Raw genomic sequence first — 17,413 nt, 5'->3', positions numbered from 1 at the left:
CGTCATGGTCGGCCCTTGGCTCGACAGGCGAAAATTCCTGAGCGGACGCTTCGCCGCCAAGCCTGCGGTCCGTCCGCCTTGGAGCCGTGAGCCGATCATAGCCTCGGCCTGTTCTGGCTGTGGCGGCTGCGTCGACGCCTGCCCACAATCGATCATCGCGCTGGATGAATGCCAGAGGCCATTCGTGGATTTCAATGCCGGCGAATGCACCTTCTGCGGAAAATGTGCCGATGCCTGCCCGGAACCGGTCTTCGACCGCGCCATGGCGCCATACCCGCATGTCGCCGTCATCGGGAAGGCCTGCTTTGCCGGCCGCGGGATCGTCTGCGAGAGCTGCGGCGATGCGTGTCCTGAGGCGGCTATCCGTTTCCGGCCGTGCTTGGGTGGTCCTGCCCAGCCGAGCCTAGCCGCAGATCGATGTACCGGCTGCGGCGCTTGCATCGCTGCCTGCCCGGCAGGCGCCATCGCCGCGAGCCCCGCCGATTCGGCCGTCATGGAGGCAGGACATGGATGACGTCCGGCACATATCTAGCGCGGTGGTAATGGCCTTCCCACATCGCTGCGCCGAGGTCGCGGTCCGGCTGAAGGCCTTGCCGGATACCGAGGTGCATTACGTCCAGGACGGCAAGATCGTGATCGTGCTCGAAGGTAGCAGCACAGGGGAGGTCGGTTCCCGGCTTGCCGCGATCGGGCTGATGGACGGTGTGTTGGCCGCGAACCTCGTCTTTGAACAGATCGACATCCAGGACGATCCCGGAGCTGTCCCATGAGCCCGTCACGCCGCGAAATCCTCAAGGCGCAGGCCGCCGGTATCGCCGCGCTTGCCGCCAATATCAGCCTGCCTGCTGTCGCCCAGCCGGTGGCCGGCGGCGTCGAGGCGCTGAAGATCCAATGGTCGAAGGCTCCCTGCCGCTTCTGCGGCACCGGCTGCGGCGTCATGGTCGGCGTCAAAGAGGGGCGCGTCGTCGCCACCCATGGCGACGCGCTTGCCGAGGTCAATCGCGGTCTCAACTGCGTGAAGGGCTATTTCCTCTCCAAGATCATGTATGGCGGGGACCGCCTCACCCAGCCGCTGCTGCGCAAAAAGAACGGCGCCTATGCCAAGGCCGGTGAATTCACGCCAGTGAGTTGGGACGAGGCGTTCGACGTCATGGCCGAACAGGCCAAGCGCGTGCTGAAGGAGAAGGGGCCGACCGCCGTCGGCATGTTCGGCTCGGGGCAATGGACCATCTGGGAAGGCTACGCGGCCACCAAGCTAATGCGCGCCGGCCTGCGCTCCAACAACCTCGATCCCAATGCGCGCCACTGCATGGCGTCCGCCGCCTACGCCTTCATGCGCACCTTCGGCATGGACGAGCCGATGGGCTGCTATGACGACTTCGAGGCCACGGACGCCTTCGTTCTCTGGGGCTCGAACATGGCGGAGATGCATCCTATCCTCTGGACCCGGGTCGCCGACCGGCGCCTCGGCAATCCGGATGTGAAGGTAGCTGTGCTCTCGACCTTCACCAATCGCAGCTCGGACCTCGCGGACATCCCGATTGTCTTCAAGCCGGGAACCGACCTCGCCATCCTCAACTACATCGCCAACCACATCATCACAACGGGGCGGGTCAACAAGAACTTCGTCCGCGACCACGCGACCTTCGTGCGCGGGGCGACCGAGATCGGCTACGGGCTACGGGACGACGACCCGCGCGAGGTCGCGTCGCGCAAGGCCAAGGACGTGGCGGCGACGGAGCCGATCGACTTCGATGCCTACGCCGCCTTTGTGAAAGACTACACGCTTGACAGGGTCTCGAAGCTCAGCGGCGTCGAGCCCGGCTTCCTGGAACAGCTTGCCGAGCTCTATGCCGATCCGAAGCGCAAGGTGGTCTCGCTGTGGACTATGGGCTTCAACCAGCATGTACGCGGCGTGTGGGCGAACCAGCTCGTCTACAACCTGCATCTGCTGACGGGGAAGATCTCCGAGCCGGGCAACAGCCCGTTCTCGCTCACCGGCCAGCCCTCGGCCTGCGGCACGGCGCGCGAGGTCGGAACCTTTGCGCATCGCCTGCCAGCGGACATGGTCGTGACCAATCCAAAGCACCGCGAGCATGCCGAGGAGATCTGGCGCATCCCACATGGCATTATCCCGGAGAAGCCAGGCTACCACGCGGTCCAGCAAGACCGCATGCTGCGCGACGGCAAGCTCAATTTCTATTGGATACAGGTCAACAACAACCTCCAGGCCTCGCCGAACAACACGCATGAGGCCTATCCCGGCTATCGCAATCCGGAGAACTTCATCGTCGTCTCCGACGCCTATCCGACGGTGACCACCATGGCCGCCGACCTGATCCTCCCGGCAGCGATGTGGGTGGAGAAAGAGGGCGCCTACGGCAATGCCGAGCGGCGCACCCATTTCTGGCACCAGTTGGTGCAGGCGCCCGGCGAGGCGCGCTCCGACCTCTGGCAGATGATGGAGTTCTCCAAGCGCTTCACCACCGATGAAGTGTGGCCGACGGAAATCCTCGACGCCAATCCGACCTATCGCGGCAAGAGCCTGTTCGAGGTGCTGTTCAAGAACGGCAATGTCGACCGCTTCCCGGTGAGCGAGCTCGATCCGGACTATGCCAATAACGAAGCTGCGGATTTCGGTTTCTACGTGCAGAAGGGGCTGTTCGAAGAATATGCCGCCTTCGGACGCGGCCATGGCCACGACCTCGCGCCATTCGACACCTATCACAAGGTGCGCGGCCTGCGCTGGCCTGTGGTGGACGGCAAGGAGACGCGCTGGCGCTATCGCGAGGGACTCGACCCCTATGTGAAGGCCGGCAAGGGCGTCGAGTTCTACGGCAATGCCGACGGACGGGCCAAGATCATTGCAGTGCCCTACGAGCCGCCGGCCGAGGTGCCGGACGCCGAGTATGATTTCTGGCTGGTCACCGGCCGCGTGCTCGAGCACTGGCATTCCGGTTCCATGACCATGCGGGTGCCGGAGCTGTTCAAGGCTTTCCCGGGTGCGCGCTGCTTCATGCATGCCGAGGACGCGCGCAAGCGCGGGCTCAACCAGGGCGCGGAGGTCCGCGTCATCTCCCGGCGCGGCGAGATGCGGACCCGGATCGAGACGCGCGGGCGCAACCGCATGCCCGAGGGCGTCGTGTTCGTCCCGTGGTTCGACGCTAGTCAGCTCATCAACAAGACGACCCTCGACGCGACTGATCCCATCTCCAAGCAGACGGATTTCAAGAAATGCGCGGTCAAGATCGTCCCCGTCTGAGCGCGTTGTCGCTGCTGATGATCGTCGTTGCGGCCTGCGCCGGCTCCTCGCTCGCTGTGATCGGCGCTGGCTCGCAGGAGGCGGCGCCAGTGACGCTGGTACCCCGGCTTACCGGAACCGCCGACCCGATGGCGCAGAATTCGATCCCGCCGCTCGACCGCCCAATCGTCGACGACATGCGGCGGATGCGGAACTATCCCGAGCAACCGCCGATCATACCGCATTCGATCGACGGCTATCAGCTCACGCTCAATGCCAATCGCTGCCTCGAATGCCACAAGCGCGAATTCACCGAAGGCTCGGGCGCCCCGATGATCAGCGTGACTCATTTCCAAGACCGCGACGGGCAGGTGCTCGCCGACGTCACGCCACGCCGCTATTTTTGCACCGAATGCCATGTCCAGCAGACTGACGCGCGGCCGCTGGTGCCGAATAACTTCGTCGACGCTGACGATGTCGGCCGCAAGAAATAGGTCGCCGCGATGGTGAATCTGAAGGCTCTCATCCTTGCCGCCTGGCGCCTCGTGGTTCGGTTCTGGCGGACCATCAGCCGGCCGAGCGCCTATCTTCCGCTCGGCTTCCTCACCCTCGGGGGCTTCATCTGCGGCGTGATCTTCTGGGGTGGTTTCAACACCGCGCTGGAGATCACCAACACCGAGAAATTCTGCACCTCTTGTCACGAGATGCGCGACAACGTCTATCAGGAGCTGCAACAGACCGTGCATTTCACCAATCGCTCTGGCGTCCGCGCGACATGCCCGGATTGCCACGTGCCGCATCAATGGACCGACAAGATCGCCCGCAAAATGCAGGCCTCCAAGGAAGTGTGGGGCAAGATCTTCGGTACGATCTCGACACGCGAGAAGTTCCTCGACATGCGACTGACGCTCGCGAAACACGAATGGGCACGGCTCGAGGCCAATGACTCGCTAGAGTGCCGCAACTGCCACTCTTCGGTCGCCATGGACTTCACCAAGCAGACCCGACGGGCGGCCGATATACACAGCCGCTATCTGCTCACAGGGCAGCGCACCTGCATCGACTGTCACAAAGGCATTGCTCACCAATTGCCCGATATGACGGGCGTGGAACCGGGCTGGAAGGAGGCGCCGGAACTCCAGGGCAAGGATCAGACCTCGCTTCATCTGGCGGACCAACTGAGGGCCTACACCGCCTCGCTGCCCTAGCAGGTCCCTTCAAGGATTAAAGAGCCTGGAGAGCCGCGGCGCCTCACCGGCCCTCGTCGTGAGCGCGCGTGCGCACTTCCGCCCGGTAGTCGGCCTCGACCTCGGTGCGGAAGTTTGTTCCCCGACAACGTTCGCCATCCCATCGCACCCTAGGAAGGGAGCAGGGCCGGCATCCGCACGGCTGAGGGAGACTCTAAATGTCCGCAAGCCACGGGGGCGCGGCCGCATGAGCGAACGCTTCACAACATCCGCCGCCCGCAACGTCTTCTATGGCGGCTCCATTTTCTTCTTCGTGGTGTTCGTGGGCCTCACTGCTCAGAGCCACTGGCACATCGTCACCACGTCCACCGACGAGGCGACACTTTCCGAAAGTGTCATCCGCGGCAAGCACGTGTGGGAGAAGCACTCCTGCATTAACTGCCACTCGATCCTCGGTGAGGGCGCCTATTTCGCGCCGGAGGTTGGCAATGTCTGGATCCGCTATGGCGGCAAGGACGACCCGCAGGCCGCGCGCGAGGGGCTGATTGCTTGGATGCGCTCCCAGCCCTCGGGGGTGGAGGGCCGGCGGCAGATGCCGCAATTCCACCTGTCCGACCAGGAGCTCAACGACCTCGTCGACTTCTTGGAGTGGACGAGCCGTATCGACACCCAGAAGTGGCCTCCCAACGACGCCGGCTGAGCGAGAAAAACCCATGAAATATGCAAGCCAACGCGTGGCGTACTGGTACTTCACCTGCGCCATGGTACTGTTCGGGGTCCAGATCCTCGCCGGAGTGCTGGCCGGAACCGTCTACGTGCTGCCGAACGTGTTGTCGGAGCTTCTTCCGTTCAACATCATCCGGATGATACACACCAATGCGCTGATCGTCTGGCTCTTGATGGGCTTCTTCGGCTGCGCCTATTACCTAGTACCCGAGGAAGCCGAGCGCGACATCGAGAGCCCGATGCTCGCCTATGTCCAGCTCGGCCTGCTGATGTTCGGCGCGCTGTCGGCGGTCGCCGGCTACACGCTCGGTGTCCACGAGGGCCGCGAATTCCTCGAGCAGCCGCTTTGGATCAAGGTCGCCATCGTCGTGGTCGCCCTGATCTTCCTCTACAACATCTCGATGACCGTGCTGAAGGGGCGGCGGACCGCAGTAACCAACGTACTCCTTTTGGGTCTGTGGGGCATCGCCCTGTTCTGGCTGTTCGCTTTTTATACGCCGGCCAATCTTAGCGTGGACAAGCTTTACTGGTGGTACATCGTGCACCTGTGGGTCGAGGGCGTCTGGGAGCTGGTCATGGCCTCCGTGCTCGCTTTCCTGATGATCAAGACCACCGGCGCCGACCGCGAGGTCGTGGAAAAGTGGCTTTACTCGATCGTCGGCCTCGCGCTCTTTTCCGGACTTCTGGGGACCGGCCATCACTATTACTGGATCGGCGCGCCTGGATACTGGCAGTGGGTCGGCTCGGTGTTCTCAGCGCTGGAGATCGCTCCTTTCTTCGCCATGGTGATCTTCGCCTTCAAGATGGTGTTCAAGGGCCGCAAGGATCATCCGAACCGCGCCGCCGTGCTGTGGTCGCTCGGCTGCACCGTAGGCGCCTTCTTCGGCGCCGGGGTGTGGGGATTCCTGCACACCCTATCGTTCGTCAACTACTACACGCACGGCACCCAACTCACCGCTGCACACGGCCATCTCGCCTTCTTCGGCGCCTATGTGATGTTGAACCTCGCGCTGATCACCTATGCGATGCCGTATCTCAGGGGGAAGGCGCCCTATCACCAGGGGCTCAACATCGTGTCCTTCTGGCTGATGACCGGGGCGATGACGGTGATGACCTTCGCGCTCACCTTCGCGGGCGTCATCCAGGTCCATCTGCAGCGCGTGCTCGGCATGCCCTATATGGAGGTGCAGGATCAGATCGCGCCCTTCTACTGGCTGAGGCTCGGATCGGGCGTGGTCGTCGGCATCTCGGCGATCCTGTTTCTCTGGTCGGTGTTTGGGCCGGTCCGCGAGCGCAGGGCCAAGGCCGCAAGGGTCGCAGTCCAGCCGGCGGAATGAAACGGAACCGGGTGGCGCCGCGCCGCCCGGTTTGCTCCGCCGATCCCACTGAACATTCCGGAGGCCTCCGATGCCCGCCCTTTCCGACTTCGCTGCGAAGATAGCCCCCCCACTTGACCCGCTGCCCTTTTACGCGCCCTCCGGTGTGGAATGTGCACTGTTTGAGCATGCCTATCGCAATCAGCTCCCGGTCCTGCTCAAGGGGCCGACCGGTTGCGGCAAGACCCGATTCGTCGCCCATATGGCGGCTCGGCTCGGCCGCCCGCTCTATACCGTCTCCTGCCATGACGACCTGACCGCCGCCGACCTAACCGGTCGCCATCTACTAAAGGGTGGCGAGACAGTGTGGGTCGACGGGCCACTGACCCGAGCCGTGCGTGAGGGGGCGATCGTCTATCTCGACGAGGTGGTCGAAGCCCGCAAGGACGTTACCGTGGTGCTGCACCCGGTCACTGACGACCGCCGCGTGCTGCCGCTGGAGCGCACCGGCGAACTGCTGGCGGCGCCCGCCGAGTTCATGCTCGTCGCCTCCTACAATCCCGGCTACCAGAACGTGCTGAAGACGTTAAAGCCCTCCACCCGGCAGCGATTCGTCTCGATCCAGTTTGATTTTCCTGACCCCGATGCCGAGGTGGCGATCGTCGCGCATGAGAGTGGCCTAGCGACAGACCGCTGCGTGCCGCTGGTCCGCATCGCCAATGCGCTGCGCGACCTCAAGGGCCAGGACCTGGAGGAAGGCGCCTCGACCCGCCTACTGGTCTATGCCGCGACGCTGATCCGCGACGGCGTAAAGCCGGAGATCGCCATCGAGGCGGCGCTGCTGCATCCGCTCAGCGACGATCCCGAGGTGCTGAAGGCGCTGGCCCGCGTCGCCGACCTCGCCTTCGGCTGAGGAGGGCGTGATGTCGATCCTCGAGCCGGAAGAGTTCATCGGCGAGCACTGGCACCGCCTCGTCGGCGGCGTCAGCACCTACAGGCGCTATCCTCGGGCAGCGGTGAGCCTGACCACGATGCGGACGCGGCTCGGTGTCCTCTACCGGGCGCTGGGCGGCGATGGTGCGATCCGCATCGTCGAGAGTGCACCCGTCGCCTCGCGCCACCGCCTCAATCTCATCGAGCGGATGGGCCTCGGTACTGAGAAGATGAGCCTGCCGATCCTTGACGCGGCGACGCTGCGCCTGCCGGGAACCATCGAGGTGTTTCCCGACCGGGCGGATAACGAGGCACTCTACGAATGGCTTGCCGCTTGGTTCGCCCATGCCGTTCCAGTCGCGGAGGGCGACGGAGACCCGCTCCGCACCGACCTATGCCGCCTGCGGGCCGCGGTCGCTACGACGCGCGCGACGCTCACGGCTTGGCCGGGGCTCGGCCGGCACCACCGGCGCCTGCGGCAGGCGACGCTGGCCGTCCGGCCTGAGCGCCGGCTGCCGCCGCATGAGGCCAGCCTTGAGGATGCGATCCGCGCCACTCTCGGCGGGCGGCGCGACGCGGCGAATCCCTATCTGCGCGCCATCGAAGATCGCGCCTTCGACATTTCAGATGTGAGGTCGCCGCGCGGCTATCGTACTTTCCTGCCGGTGCCGCTCTTCGGCGACATCCATGGCGGAGCCGCCTCCTTCTCACTCTACGATGATGGCGAGGTTGATGGCCAGTCCATCTCCGTCGACGCGAAGCGCCGCCGCGCCGAGCGGCGGGAGACCGACCAGAGCGATCGCGGCGATCCGCTCTGCTTCCATCGTTTCGAGACCATCTTTGCCGTCGCGGAGATGGTGAACGTCAACCGCAAGGTCGACGATGATGACGAGGAAGGCGCCCGCCAATCGGCCGACGACCTTGCCGAGCTGACTATCGGCGCTAACCGCCGACGCTCCGCAGTGCGGCTGAAGATGGACCTCGACCTCGCCCCGGCCGAGTCGGACGGCGCGGCCCTCGCGCAAGGGCTCACCTATCCGGAGTGGGACTGGAAGAAGGCGGCCTATCGTCCCGACCATTGCCGCGTATATGCCGACCCCGCCGCCGAGCAGGGCGAGGACTGGGAGCCGGACGCGGCGATGCAACGCCGCATCGCCGCTGTTCGCCGCCAGTTCGAGGCGCTGCGGCCGAAGCGGCTGATGCTGCACGGCCAGCCCGACGGTGACAATCTCGATCTCTCCGCCCTGGTGCGCGCGGTCGCTGACCGCCGGGCCGGCGGCCTCGGCTCAGAGCGCGTCTTTACAGCGGCACGCGCGCTGGATCGAGACCTGTCATTGGCCGTGCTCATGGACGTCTCGCTCTCGACTGACGCATGGATCGGTACGCACCGGGTGCTCGACGTCGAGAAGGGTGCGCTGTTGGCGTTGACGCACGGGCTCACTGCCTGTGGTGACGAGCACGCCATCTTCACCTTCACCTCACGCCGGCGCACCTCGGTGACGGTCTCGACCGTGAAAGGCTTCGAGGAGCCTCTGACCCCCACCGTCCTGCGCCGCATCACCGCGCTGAGCCCCGGGCAATATACCCGCATGGGCACTGCGGTCCGCCATGTCGCCAAGGTACTCGCCGAACGGCCGCAGCGGCATCGGCTGCTGCTTCTCCTTACCGACGGCAAGCCGAACGACATCGACTATTATGAGGGGCGCTACGGCATTGAAGACACGCGTGCGGCGATCCGCGAGGCCCGCAAGCAGGGCCTTATGGGCGGCGAAATCGAAGGGGGCGACGCTCAAGTTCTGTGAAGCGCTCGCGCCGGCGTAGCCGGCGGCGATGCCGATATAGGAGCCGGTCCAATTGGACGGCGCGGCCGAATAGTCGGCGCCCCACATGTCATTGAACGCCGATCCGGTGCTCTGGGCGAAGGCGGGCGCGGCCACGGTAGACAATGCCAGCCCGGCCAGCGTGGCGACTATGAGTTTCATCGCAGATGTCCCTACTATCGGTGTTTCTGCCGTTTGGCAGTCCATAGGGAACGTGCGGAAGTCGTCGCATAGAGGCAAGAAATCGGGGAGGCTATACAGTAAGTTGCCGCCAACATCGCCGTTTTCTGCGGGACTTATGTTGAGAGTCGATCTAGACATGGGCGCAACAGGAAACGGCCCCGCGTGAGCGGGGCCGTTTTTTCTCTTCGCTTGCCTGGGAGGCCGCTGCTAAGCGGCCTCCTCCGTTGCGGCGGACTGGTAGCCGTGGAGATAGCCGGCGGCCCGTTCGGCGTGCGCGGCCGCTGTGAAAATGGCGCGCTTGTCTTCCTTCAGCACCTTCAGCCAATGCGCCACATAGGAGGCGTGATCCTCGCGCGGCTCCAGAGCGATATCGAGGTCGGCCGCGAGGAAGGCCGCGCCGATCTCGGCGACCAGTTCCTCGGCCGCGTATCCGGCATCGCCCCAGCGCTTGGCCTCAAAGTTGCGATTGAGACGCGGCTTTGCGCCGCTCCAGTGCACCAGTTCGTGCAGAAGGGTGGTGGCGTAGCTCTCGGCGTCGATGAACGCCTCAAAGGCCGGCATCTGGATAAGATCAATCGCGGGGCTGTAGAACGCCTTGGAACCGCCATGGCGCAACAGGGCGCCGGTGTTCGCGACAAAGCTATCAGCGGCCACATAGCGGCCAGCTGGCGGGACGTTCAGGACGGGCGCGGCGGTGTAGTGCTCGGGAAGTCCGTCGATCTGGTCGGCGTTGAACACGTTATAAGTCTTGAGGAAGGGAATGCGGGTTTCCACCTCCTCGCCGTCATTGTTGACTTCGTTGCGCTCGATGGCGCCGGCATAGACGACGACGCATGAGCGTTCGCCCTTGCGCACCTGCCCTACGCAGGGTTCAACCGCACACGTCCTCTGACAGTGCTCTGCTGATTAATAGATCGAGAAAGTCTGGCGCTCCTAGGCGAGGCTCCCAGCGAACCTTTCGGCGAGCCTCTTCGCTTTGAAGGCGTCGCCAACCCAGTCGATGAACGCCCGGGACTTCGCGGGAAGCAGCGTGCGCGAAGGGTAGTAGATTGAGATCGCCCCTGCGTCGCAGTACCAGCGCGGCACGAGGCGGATAAGGCTGCCGTCGTCGAGCGCGGAGAGCGCATCGGGCATTGCCAGAAGGGCAAAGCCTAGACCGAGCAAGGCTGCTTCACGCATGGCGGCCGGCTCGTTCACGACGATGCTTTCGCGTACAGGCGCAAGGACCTCCCGGCCAGCGACATCGCGCATGGTCCGGTGGCGTATCCGTCCACTGCGCAGATTGCGCATGACGATGCCGTCGAGATCGCCGAGACCCGTCGGATCGGCAGGCCGCACGCGATCCCGCATATAGACCGGCGAAGCCACGGCGATGAGATGGGCGGGCGCTAGGGTGCGGATGACAATGCCGGGGGACAGCTCGAACCCGCCTCCAATGGCCGCATCATATCCCTCAGTGATCAGATCGACCGGTCGGCTCTCGAAATGCCATTCCGGCTTGATGCGTGGATATCGCGCCATGAAGCCCGGCAGAAGCGGCATCAGGTAGTTGAGACCGAAGGTAGGCGGCATGCTGACCTTCTCCCCGATCGGCGGCTTATATCGTGTTTGAGAAAAGGCGACGGGGCAAGGGATGCGGCCCCGGCGCGAGTGGGGAGGAACGTGGCAGGGCTATACGCCCTGCCGCCGCATCTTCTGGACGAGGGCGACGTTCGCCGCCGCCTGATCGGTGGACAGGTCCCGGGCATAGGTTTCAGCCGCGGCGTCTGTCTTGCCCTGCATGGCGAGGACGAGGGCGTAGGACTGACGCACCCGCGCATCGGCCTCGGGGCTCCCGGCGGCCTGCTGCGCGAGGGCTTCGGCCTCGGGCAGGCGTCCGGCGAGAGCGAGCGTCATGGCCTTGTTGGACATGACGCGCGGGTCCTGGCGCAGATTGAGCGAGCGATCGAAGAAGGCGAGCGCGGTCGCATAGTCGCCCTTCTGGGCGGCTGCCACGCCCTGGGCGCTGAGGACGGTGGGGTCCGGGCGATCGGGCGTGTGGGCCTGGGCGAGGACATTCGCGCGGCAGTGCTTGACGATACGGCCTCACGTTCAACTCCGCCTAGACGTTCGACCTTGAGCTGGAGAGCAGCGCAGGCCGGCGCGTGCTGGAAGACTGGACGCTGCCGCCCGTCGATCTGTGGGCAGTATCACAAAAGGGCGCCTTGCCAGTTCCAAGGCGCGCGCCTTGGCCGATTGTGCGGAGAGCATCCTGGAAAAATAGGGATACTTGCGATGTACCGCGACGCGCCCGAGGCAGAAGTTCGCCGCGCAGACGACGAATGGCAGCTATCGGCCCGAGGCTGTGTGAAAACCCCTGATTATGCTAGGTTTAGGCACTGCTTCGGAGGTGCCAGATAGGACGTTTTGTCGAGGCTGCCGACCGTCATCAGGCGAGCTTTCTGCCCGCGTTTTTGGAGGACTATGTCGATCCCGACAATCCGGTCCGCATCATCGATGCCTTTGTCGATGAACTCGATCTTGCCGAGCTCGGTTTTGCCCGCGTGCAGCCGGCATCGACCGGCAGGCCCGGCTACGCGCCGGGCACGATGCTCAAGCTCTATGTCTATGGCTATCTGCACCAGCTGACCTCACCTCATCAGTGAGCGCCTGAGCCACGTCTGCATGTGCCTCAATTACGTTGATGCCGGGAACGGCCGCCTCGACGTTCACCTTCGTCGCGGAAGACTTTGTGTAGGCAATTTGCCGACGATCGAATCCTTGTCGCACGAGGACACCTGGCGTGACCACATTGTTATCGTAGAGGCGGAGCTTTGCTACGCCCGCTTTGGCGAGCATCATCGCGACGGCACTGCCGATGGCGCCACACCCCATCAACGTCACGCTTTTGCCGCGCCAGTAGGCCGCAGGCGAAACACTGTCACGTCGTTCGACGATTTCCGGCCTGTCTTCCAGAACCCGGCACCATTCGACCTTGGCCTCGAATGCCCATGCGTAGAACACTTGCTCATCGATAGGATTGTCGTCAGTTCGGGCGATCGCAGCCGCCCTCAATTTGTCCGTCTGCGCTACATCCATACGCCAACAGGCAAGGTGCTGGAGAAGTCGTCCGCCGGAAACGCCACGCATGGCCGCTCCAAGGACGAAAATGGCGCATTTGCCTTCCCCTGTACGCAGCACGCCGATCGTCATCAAGAGGCGTATCATGGTCAATGAGACGCCCCGCTCCATAAGAGCGACGATGAGGTCCCAGACGGTGGTGGGATACTCGAAGGGCATGGTGGTGGGAAGCAGGATCACCGAGGCCAGTCGGATATCGGGAACCTCTTCCGACTGCTCGATCCAGCGACCCAACTCGGCAGCGTGGGACGCCTCCCGCGGGATCTCGACGTAACCGCTCCAATAGGTCTCGGTGGGTTCAGGTGCGTTTTGGGTGGGAACGACACGAAAGTTGGCAACTGGGTAGGCGACCGGCGGATGGAGCGGCATCCCGACCGGGTCAAGTTCGCCAGCCGCACCGGCCTCTAACCACTCTCCGAGCCGCTGCATGAAGCCAAACATCCCCCGAGTGGCCTGCCACTCCACATCGGGCGCTTGATGTAAGCAAATGGAGCTACCCCATTGCACATGGGCGAATGCGCCGTACCTGTCGTGCGTAAAGTTGACCGTCGGCCGGTCAAGCGGGAAATCCCAAGGCACGGAGATCCGCAGACGCTCCCTTGCCTTTAGGGGAATGCCACCTTCTCTTCTTTCGAACGGCTTGCAGTTCACGGACACGACGACCGTCATGCCCTCGTTTTCTCTCGCCGGGTCAATGATCTCAAGTAGTTCAAACGCCTCGGGCGATACGGCTGTGATTTCGCCGAGTTGGGCAACAGCCCAAGCTTGCCCCTCCGACTTCATACCCTGCCGAAGCCCACCTTCGTCGCAGGTGGACTGTCGGTGCCTTCGGCCGCTGCAATCGCCGCCATCAGCGTACTCTCGGCCATGTCTGACATCTCGTAGTCTTCGCCGTCGGTGACAATCCCCAGAGCGGTAGAGGAAAAGATGATCGGCCGGACGTTTTCCGGCGTGCTCACCTCGCCCGTGCAGAGGAACTCGGTGTTGACGATCTCTTCGTAGCGGTTGCGGGCCACCCGGTGCGGGGGATTGTCACCGGATTCGTTGCGGCCCTTAAACTCGTTGGAGCTTGAGACGATGTAGCCTGGTTCAAGCTGGCAGGCCGCAAACTCGTCCATCACATCCTGACGCAATGACCCATCCTCGTACATCACCTTCTTCGAGCAGTGGTGCGGAGCAAGGAGGACATTCCACTGCAGCTTGTCCTCGTTGCCGTGGCTATGGGTCTCGTCAAAGACCTGCATCACCGTGGGGTAAGAGAGGTCGCCTAGGAACAGGCCACGCATGGGCGTACTACCGCCGATGGTAATCTGCATAGCAAGGCTGGTTTCATTGCGCGCGTCGGCCATGCCTTCCTTGAAGGGCGCATGGATGAAGGCCTCAAACCGGTTGGAGACGTCATTGCCATCCAGGGTGAAAATCGAATTGCCCGGCCGTGTATAGAATTCTTCCTCGGGGAAACCGTAGTAGCGTTCCCCTTCCTGAAACAATTCGCTGTACCCGATGATCCGCACGCGGTCGCCGCTGCCCGGATCGCCGCCCACTTCGATGCTGCGTTCGGCGCGGCGGTGAGCCTCGGCGCGGAAGGCCTGGGCGTCGGCTGAAAGCTCATAAGTGTCTTCATATTCGCGGAAAATGCGCGGGGTGTGCCAGAGTTCGCCGATGTCAACGCGTTCGAGCAAATCGGCAAAGCCCCGGCAGTGGTCGAGGTCGGGATGGGTCAAGGCGAAGCAGGAAAGATAAGGTCGGCCATTCACGACCGGCAGCTTCGAGACCAGCTCATCCACGATCGGGATATGCTCATTACCCTCTTCGTCCGCCATCTGCTTGTCGTTGAGGTCAACCTGCATGACCTCGTTCTCGCTAATGACGATGGTCGTTGAATCCCCCGTGCCGACCGGCCAGAAGATGAACGATGGACCGCTGACGCTTGCGAACATTCATTTCCCCCAAGATTGGTTCCACACCGCGGCAATAAACCGCACATTAACCAAATTTAAGGTGCGTAACGGCGTGTTCAAGAGGGGGCAATTCGCTGCGGCCGCGGTTCGGACATGTTAAAACCCCTCCGAAAGCGCGGTATCAAGGTGGTCCAGCTTTACTCGTAAAGCAATGGCACTGCACAAAATCCGCGCAGTAATTCACTGTCATGAAGAATTGCGGTCTGGTGCATAGCTCGATGGCCGGTTTCAGGCAGTCGAACAATTGCATCGAATAACCGAAATCGGGGCGCAAAGTGGCCGTTCCCAGCAGCGTGTCGGGAAGGCCGCTTGGGGCAACATGGTTATCGGGCCGAGGCGAGCGCACAGCCCACTCTCTGGCTCGCCTCGCACCGGAACTCATGCCGCCGCAAGAACAATGATGCCTGCGATGAGCACGCCGCATCCCGCCAGCCGCCACGGCCCCCCGTCTCCTTGAGGATCAGCATTCCCATCAGGGTGCCCACCATCATCGACATCTCGCGCATCGGTGCGGCAAGGGGGAGCGGCGTACCACCTTTCAGCGCGGCGAGGATGAGGATGGGGCGCAGCAGCTAGAGCAGACCGACGCTCATCCGTCCACCAACAGCCGCGCATGCGTTCCAGCGCGCGGCGCGGGTTGGCCGCGGCCATACGCGAACGCAGGGCATCTGCCGCAAACACCTGCTTTCGGTCGCCCCTGTCAGTCGGCGCGGGCGGGAAAGTCTTCTAATGATCGACACTATGCACTTTCGCGCTCGATAATTTCGAAACCGACATTGATGATCTTCTCCACGACCTCATCGCCTCTGAGGCGAGAGAGCAGAAGCTGCGCCGCGCGCCTACCAATTTCGCCGCGTCGCACCCGCACGGTCGTGAGTGGAGGCACCGTCTGAGCCGCAACAATGTGGTCGTCGAAACCGGCTATGGCGATATCTGTCGGGACACGCCATCCTTGGCGTTGGCATTCATAAAGAGCCCCCGCCGCCCATACATCGCCGGCAAAAAAGATCGCATCGAGGTCCGGCTCGACCGCCCTCAGATGAAGCAGAGCCTGAGCGCCCTCCTGGTATCCAAGCATGAGGTCCAGGATCAGTTCGCTTCGAACGGGTATCCGTGCCTCTTTCAGTGCGGCGCTGTAGCCCCGTTGCCGTTCCTGAGCGCGGTCATTGAGCCGGGTTTCACGGCCGACAAAGGCGATCTTCCGATGTCCACGGCTTAGAAGATGGCTCGTCATCGCCTTGGCCGCGGCAAAGTTCGAGTAGGCGACAACCATGTCGACGGCCCCTTCCGCGCGCGACAGATCTCCCGATTCGACGACCGGAATCGCCGCGCGCTGCAGCATGGCATGAGCGGCAGCCGGCATTTTGCTTCCGTGTATGAACAGGGCGTCCGGGCGGCGGGCGAGGAATGTCGAGATCAGTGATTCCGTCTCGGATTCGTCTTCTCCCGTCCTGCCGAGCAGAAGGTGAAATCCCTCTTCGCGAAACTCGTCGCTCATGCTTTCGATCGTCTCGCTGAACACGGGGTTCCCGATGGTCGGCACCATGGCGGCAACCACGTTGGTTCTCCGGGAGGCGAGACTACCCGCGACGAGGTTCGGCACGTAGCCGATCTCGGCGATCGCGCGCATTACACGCTGACGCGTTTCCTCGGAAACGGATTTCGGCTCGTTGAGGACCCGAGAAACCGTTGTAAGGCCGACCTTTGCCGCGCGGGCAACGTCGATCATCCGGGCTGTCTCTTTCAAGCGAGGCCTCATTTTCGAATTAGACCCAATCTAGGTTGGTTGACATCGGAATGGAAGCGCTACCATATTGTCTGGAAGCGCTTCCATGAGAGAGGCGCGGAGGAGGCGGTGCAAGCCGCAGGGAGGAAAAAATGAAGCTTCTTAGCCTTGTCTCAGGGCTGGCTGCGGCTGTCTGCATTTCGGCCGCGACCATTCCTACGTCGGTGAAGGCCAACGAGTATATCTCATTCGGGTCCGCTAACAGCGGCACCTCGCAATATGTCTATGCGGGCATGATGATCGGTCTCGCCCGCCCCCATCTGCCCGACCTTCGTATCACCAACGAAGCGGTGAGCAGCACGACGCAGAACCTCGATCTGCTGCGGCGCGGCGAAGTGCAGATGGCGATTGTCTCGCCGGAGCGGCTCTACTACGCCGTGAACGGCCAGGGCGACTACAAGGACCAGAAGATTCCCGGCGCGATCCTGTGGGTGATGAACGACCAGGCCACGATCATGTTCGTGCGCGCCGATTCCGACATAAAGAGCTTCGCCGATCTGAAAGGCAAGCGGGTCAATCTCGGCCCGGCGGGTTCATCCAACGAGGTCAAGAACACCAAGATCCTCGAAGCCTATGGCTATGAGCGCAAGCCCGGAACCAAATCGGATTTCACCGACCTGACGGCGGTTCGCCTGTCGCATCCTGAAGCTGCGAATGCGCTGGCGGAGGGAGCGATCGACGCTGCCATCGCCACGCAGCCCGTGCCCGATCCGTCCTTCAGTGAAGTCGGCTTCTCCTTGCCACTTCGCTACATCGGTGTCGAAGAGGCGATGCTGCCGAAAGTCGCTGAAGTCTATCCGTGGATGTGGTCCACCAAGGTGCCGGCGGGCAGCTTCAAGGGGCAGGACGCGGATCTCGTGACGATCGGCGACCGCAACTACGTGATCGGGCACGCGACGAATCTGTCGGAAAAGGCCGCTTACGAACTCACCAAGACCTATTTGGAACAGCTGCTGCCGGAAATGGCGAAGCAGGTGAACTATCTCCGCCCCTACGCCGCCGACCCGAATCTGCTGGCCGGCCCGTGGCCGGTGGCCGGCCATCCGGGCGCGCTCAAATACTATACCGAGCGCGGGATCACCCCGCAGATCGTCTCCCCATAACTGCGACGATTGTTCCCGCCGGCGACTGCGGTCGCCG

15 protein-coding genes and 2 pseudogenes are annotated in these 17,413 nt (G+C 63.1%); 11 read left to right on the top strand and 6 right to left on the bottom strand.

Going from position 1 to position 17,413, the window contains the following annotated elements; genetic code table 11:
- Positions 1-4: 4 nt before the first annotated feature.
- The 9 genes from napF (at position 5) to EV667_RS20255 (ending at position 9,205) form a co-directional block, all read left to right on the top strand.
- Positions 5-514 (top strand): ferredoxin-type protein NapF, encoded by a 510-nt coding sequence (gene napF, locus EV667_RS20295; RefSeq protein WP_126281270.1) that lies wholly within the window; start codon positions 5-7, stop codon positions 512-514.
- A complete protein-coding gene (locus EV667_RS20290; RefSeq protein ID WP_126281271.1) occupies positions 507-770 on the top strand; it encodes a chaperone NapD in 264 nt (87 codons plus the stop codon). Before napF ends, EV667_RS20290 begins: the two co-directional genes overlap by 8 nt.
- Positions 767-3,262 carry a periplasmic nitrate reductase subunit alpha gene (napA, locus tag EV667_RS20285; RefSeq protein WP_131837173.1) on the top strand — a complete coding sequence of 832 codons (2,496 nt, stop codon included), beginning with the start codon at positions 767-769 and terminating at the stop codon, positions 3,260-3,262. The genes EV667_RS20290 and napA overlap by 4 nt, the downstream gene beginning before the upstream one ends.
- Entirely contained in the window at positions 3,235-3,735 is a 501-nt protein-coding gene (locus tag EV667_RS20280) for a nitrate reductase cytochrome c-type subunit (protein ID WP_131837172.1), read from the top strand. The genes napA and EV667_RS20280 overlap by 28 nt, the downstream gene beginning before the upstream one ends.
- Before the next feature lie 9 nt (positions 3,736-3,744).
- Positions 3,745-4,449, top strand: a complete 705-nt coding sequence (locus tag EV667_RS20275; RefSeq protein ID WP_131837171.1) for a cytochrome c3 family protein — start codon at positions 3,745-3,747, stop codon at positions 4,447-4,449.
- 226 nt (positions 4,450-4,675) lie between these two features.
- A complete protein-coding gene (locus EV667_RS20270) occupies positions 4,676-5,128 on the top strand; it encodes a c-type cytochrome (RefSeq protein ID WP_126281275.1) in 453 nt (150 codons plus the stop codon).
- 13 nt (positions 5,129-5,141) lie between these two features.
- On the top strand, positions 5,142-6,491 hold the full coding sequence (locus tag EV667_RS20265; protein WP_131837170.1) for a cbb3-type cytochrome c oxidase subunit I: 1,350 nt from the start codon (positions 5,142-5,144) through the stop codon (positions 6,489-6,491).
- Positions 6,492-6,561: 70 nt separating this feature from the next.
- Positions 6,562-7,383, top strand: coding sequence for a CbbQ/NirQ/NorQ/GpvN family protein (locus EV667_RS20260; RefSeq protein WP_131837169.1), 822 nt, complete (start codon positions 6,562-6,564; stop codon positions 7,381-7,383).
- 10 nt (positions 7,384-7,393) lie between these two features.
- Positions 7,394-9,205: a nitric oxide reductase activation protein NorD gene (locus tag EV667_RS20255; RefSeq protein ID WP_245516291.1), complete on the top strand. Its 1,812-nt coding sequence runs from the start codon at positions 7,394-7,396 to the stop codon at positions 9,203-9,205.
- A gap of 408 nt (positions 9,206-9,613) precedes the next feature.
- Here EV667_RS20255 and EV667_RS20245 read toward each other — a convergent pair whose 3' ends face one another.
- The 3 genes and pseudogenes from EV667_RS20245 to EV667_RS20235 all read right to left on the bottom strand — a co-directional run bounded on the left by EV667_RS20245 (position 9,614) and on the right by EV667_RS20235 (position 11,401).
- Entirely contained in the window at positions 9,614-10,261 is a 648-nt protein-coding gene (locus EV667_RS20245; RefSeq protein ID WP_131837168.1) for an ArdC family protein, read from the bottom strand.
- A 78-nt stretch (positions 10,262-10,339) separates the two neighbouring features.
- Positions 10,340-10,987: pseudogene (locus tag EV667_RS20240) on the bottom strand (substrate binding domain-containing protein); the annotation flags it as partial.
- Between the two features lie 90 nt (positions 10,988-11,077).
- The gene (locus tag EV667_RS20235; RefSeq protein ID WP_131837166.1) at positions 11,078-11,401 is read right to left on the bottom strand and encodes a tetratricopeptide repeat protein; all 324 of its coding nucleotides are present in this window, start codon (positions 11,399-11,401) and stop codon (positions 11,078-11,080) included.
- A gap of 401 nt (positions 11,402-11,802) precedes the next feature.
- Between EV667_RS20235 and EV667_RS22740 the strand changes: the two are divergent.
- A pseudogene (locus EV667_RS22740) lies at positions 11,803-12,039 on the top strand (transposase); the annotation flags it as partial.
- Here the strand turns inward: EV667_RS22740 and EV667_RS20225 are convergent.
- The 3 genes from EV667_RS20225 to EV667_RS20210 form a co-directional block, all read right to left on the bottom strand.
- On the bottom strand, positions 11,999-13,195 hold the full coding sequence (locus EV667_RS20225) for a ThiF family adenylyltransferase (protein ID WP_245516303.1): 1,197 nt from the start codon (positions 13,193-13,195) through the stop codon (positions 11,999-12,001). The pseudogene EV667_RS22740 and the gene EV667_RS20225 overlap by 41 nt on opposite strands.
- A gap of 110 nt (positions 13,196-13,305) precedes the next feature.
- Complete coding sequence (locus tag EV667_RS20220) at positions 13,306-14,466, bottom strand: anti-phage 6A-MBL system MBL-fold protein (RefSeq protein ID WP_131837164.1); 1,161 nt, start codon at positions 14,464-14,466, stop codon at positions 13,306-13,308.
- 760 nt (positions 14,467-15,226) lie between these two features.
- A complete protein-coding gene (locus EV667_RS20210; protein ID WP_165901668.1) occupies positions 15,227-16,216 on the bottom strand; it encodes a LacI family DNA-binding transcriptional regulator in 990 nt (329 codons plus the stop codon).
- 149 nt (positions 16,217-16,365) lie between these two features.
- Between EV667_RS20210 and EV667_RS20205 the strand changes: the two genes are divergently transcribed.
- Positions 16,366-17,376 carry a TAXI family TRAP transporter solute-binding subunit gene (locus EV667_RS20205; RefSeq protein WP_131837162.1) on the top strand — a complete coding sequence of 337 codons (1,011 nt, stop codon included), beginning with the start codon at positions 16,366-16,368 and terminating at the stop codon, positions 17,374-17,376.
- Positions 17,377-17,413: the final 37 nt, after the last annotated feature.

This window comes from Ancylobacter aquaticus, assembly GCF_004339465.1.
In the GTDB taxonomy this organism is placed as follows: Bacteria; Pseudomonadota; Alphaproteobacteria; order Rhizobiales; family Xanthobacteraceae; genus Ancylobacter; species Ancylobacter aquaticus.
This window is presented reverse-complemented; position numbering and strand designations above follow the sequence as displayed.

Coding starts and splice junctions, on each gene's coding strand:
- EV667_RS20280 (WP_131837172.1), top strand. CDS start 3,235: ATGCGCGGTCAAGATCGTCCCCGTCTGAGCGCGTTGTCGCTGCTGATG.
- EV667_RS20205 (WP_131837162.1), top strand. CDS start 16,366: ATGAAGCTTCTTAGCCTTGTCTCAGGGCTGGCTGCGGCTGTCTGCATT.
- napA (WP_131837173.1), top strand. CDS start 767: ATGAGCCCGTCACGCCGCGAAATCCTCAAGGCGCAGGCCGCCGGTATC.
- EV667_RS20220 (WP_131837164.1), bottom strand. CDS start 14,466: ATGTTCGCAAGCGTCAGCGGTCCATCGTTCATCTTCTGGCCGGTCGGC.
- EV667_RS20255 (WP_245516291.1), top strand. CDS start 7,394: ATGTCGATCCTCGAGCCGGAAGAGTTCATCGGCGAGCACTGGCACCGC.
- EV667_RS20275 (WP_131837171.1), top strand. CDS start 3,745: ATGGTGAATCTGAAGGCTCTCATCCTTGCCGCCTGGCGCCTCGTGGTT.
- napF (WP_126281270.1), top strand. CDS start 5: ATGGTCGGCCCTTGGCTCGACAGGCGAAAATTCCTGAGCGGACGCTTC.
- EV667_RS20290 (WP_126281271.1), top strand. CDS start 507: ATGGATGACGTCCGGCACATATCTAGCGCGGTGGTAATGGCCTTCCCA.
- EV667_RS20260 (WP_131837169.1), top strand. CDS start 6,562: ATGCCCGCCCTTTCCGACTTCGCTGCGAAGATAGCCCCCCCACTTGAC.
- EV667_RS20225 (WP_245516303.1), bottom strand. CDS start 13,195: ATGACGGTCGTCGTGTCCGTGAACTGCAAGCCGTTCGAAAGAAGAGAA.
- EV667_RS20210 (WP_165901668.1), bottom strand. CDS start 16,216: ATGATCGACGTTGCCCGCGCGGCAAAGGTCGGCCTTACAACGGTTTCT.
- EV667_RS20265 (WP_131837170.1), top strand. CDS start 5,142: ATGAAATATGCAAGCCAACGCGTGGCGTACTGGTACTTCACCTGCGCC.
- EV667_RS20270 (WP_126281275.1), top strand. CDS start 4,676: ATGAGCGAACGCTTCACAACATCCGCCGCCCGCAACGTCTTCTATGGC.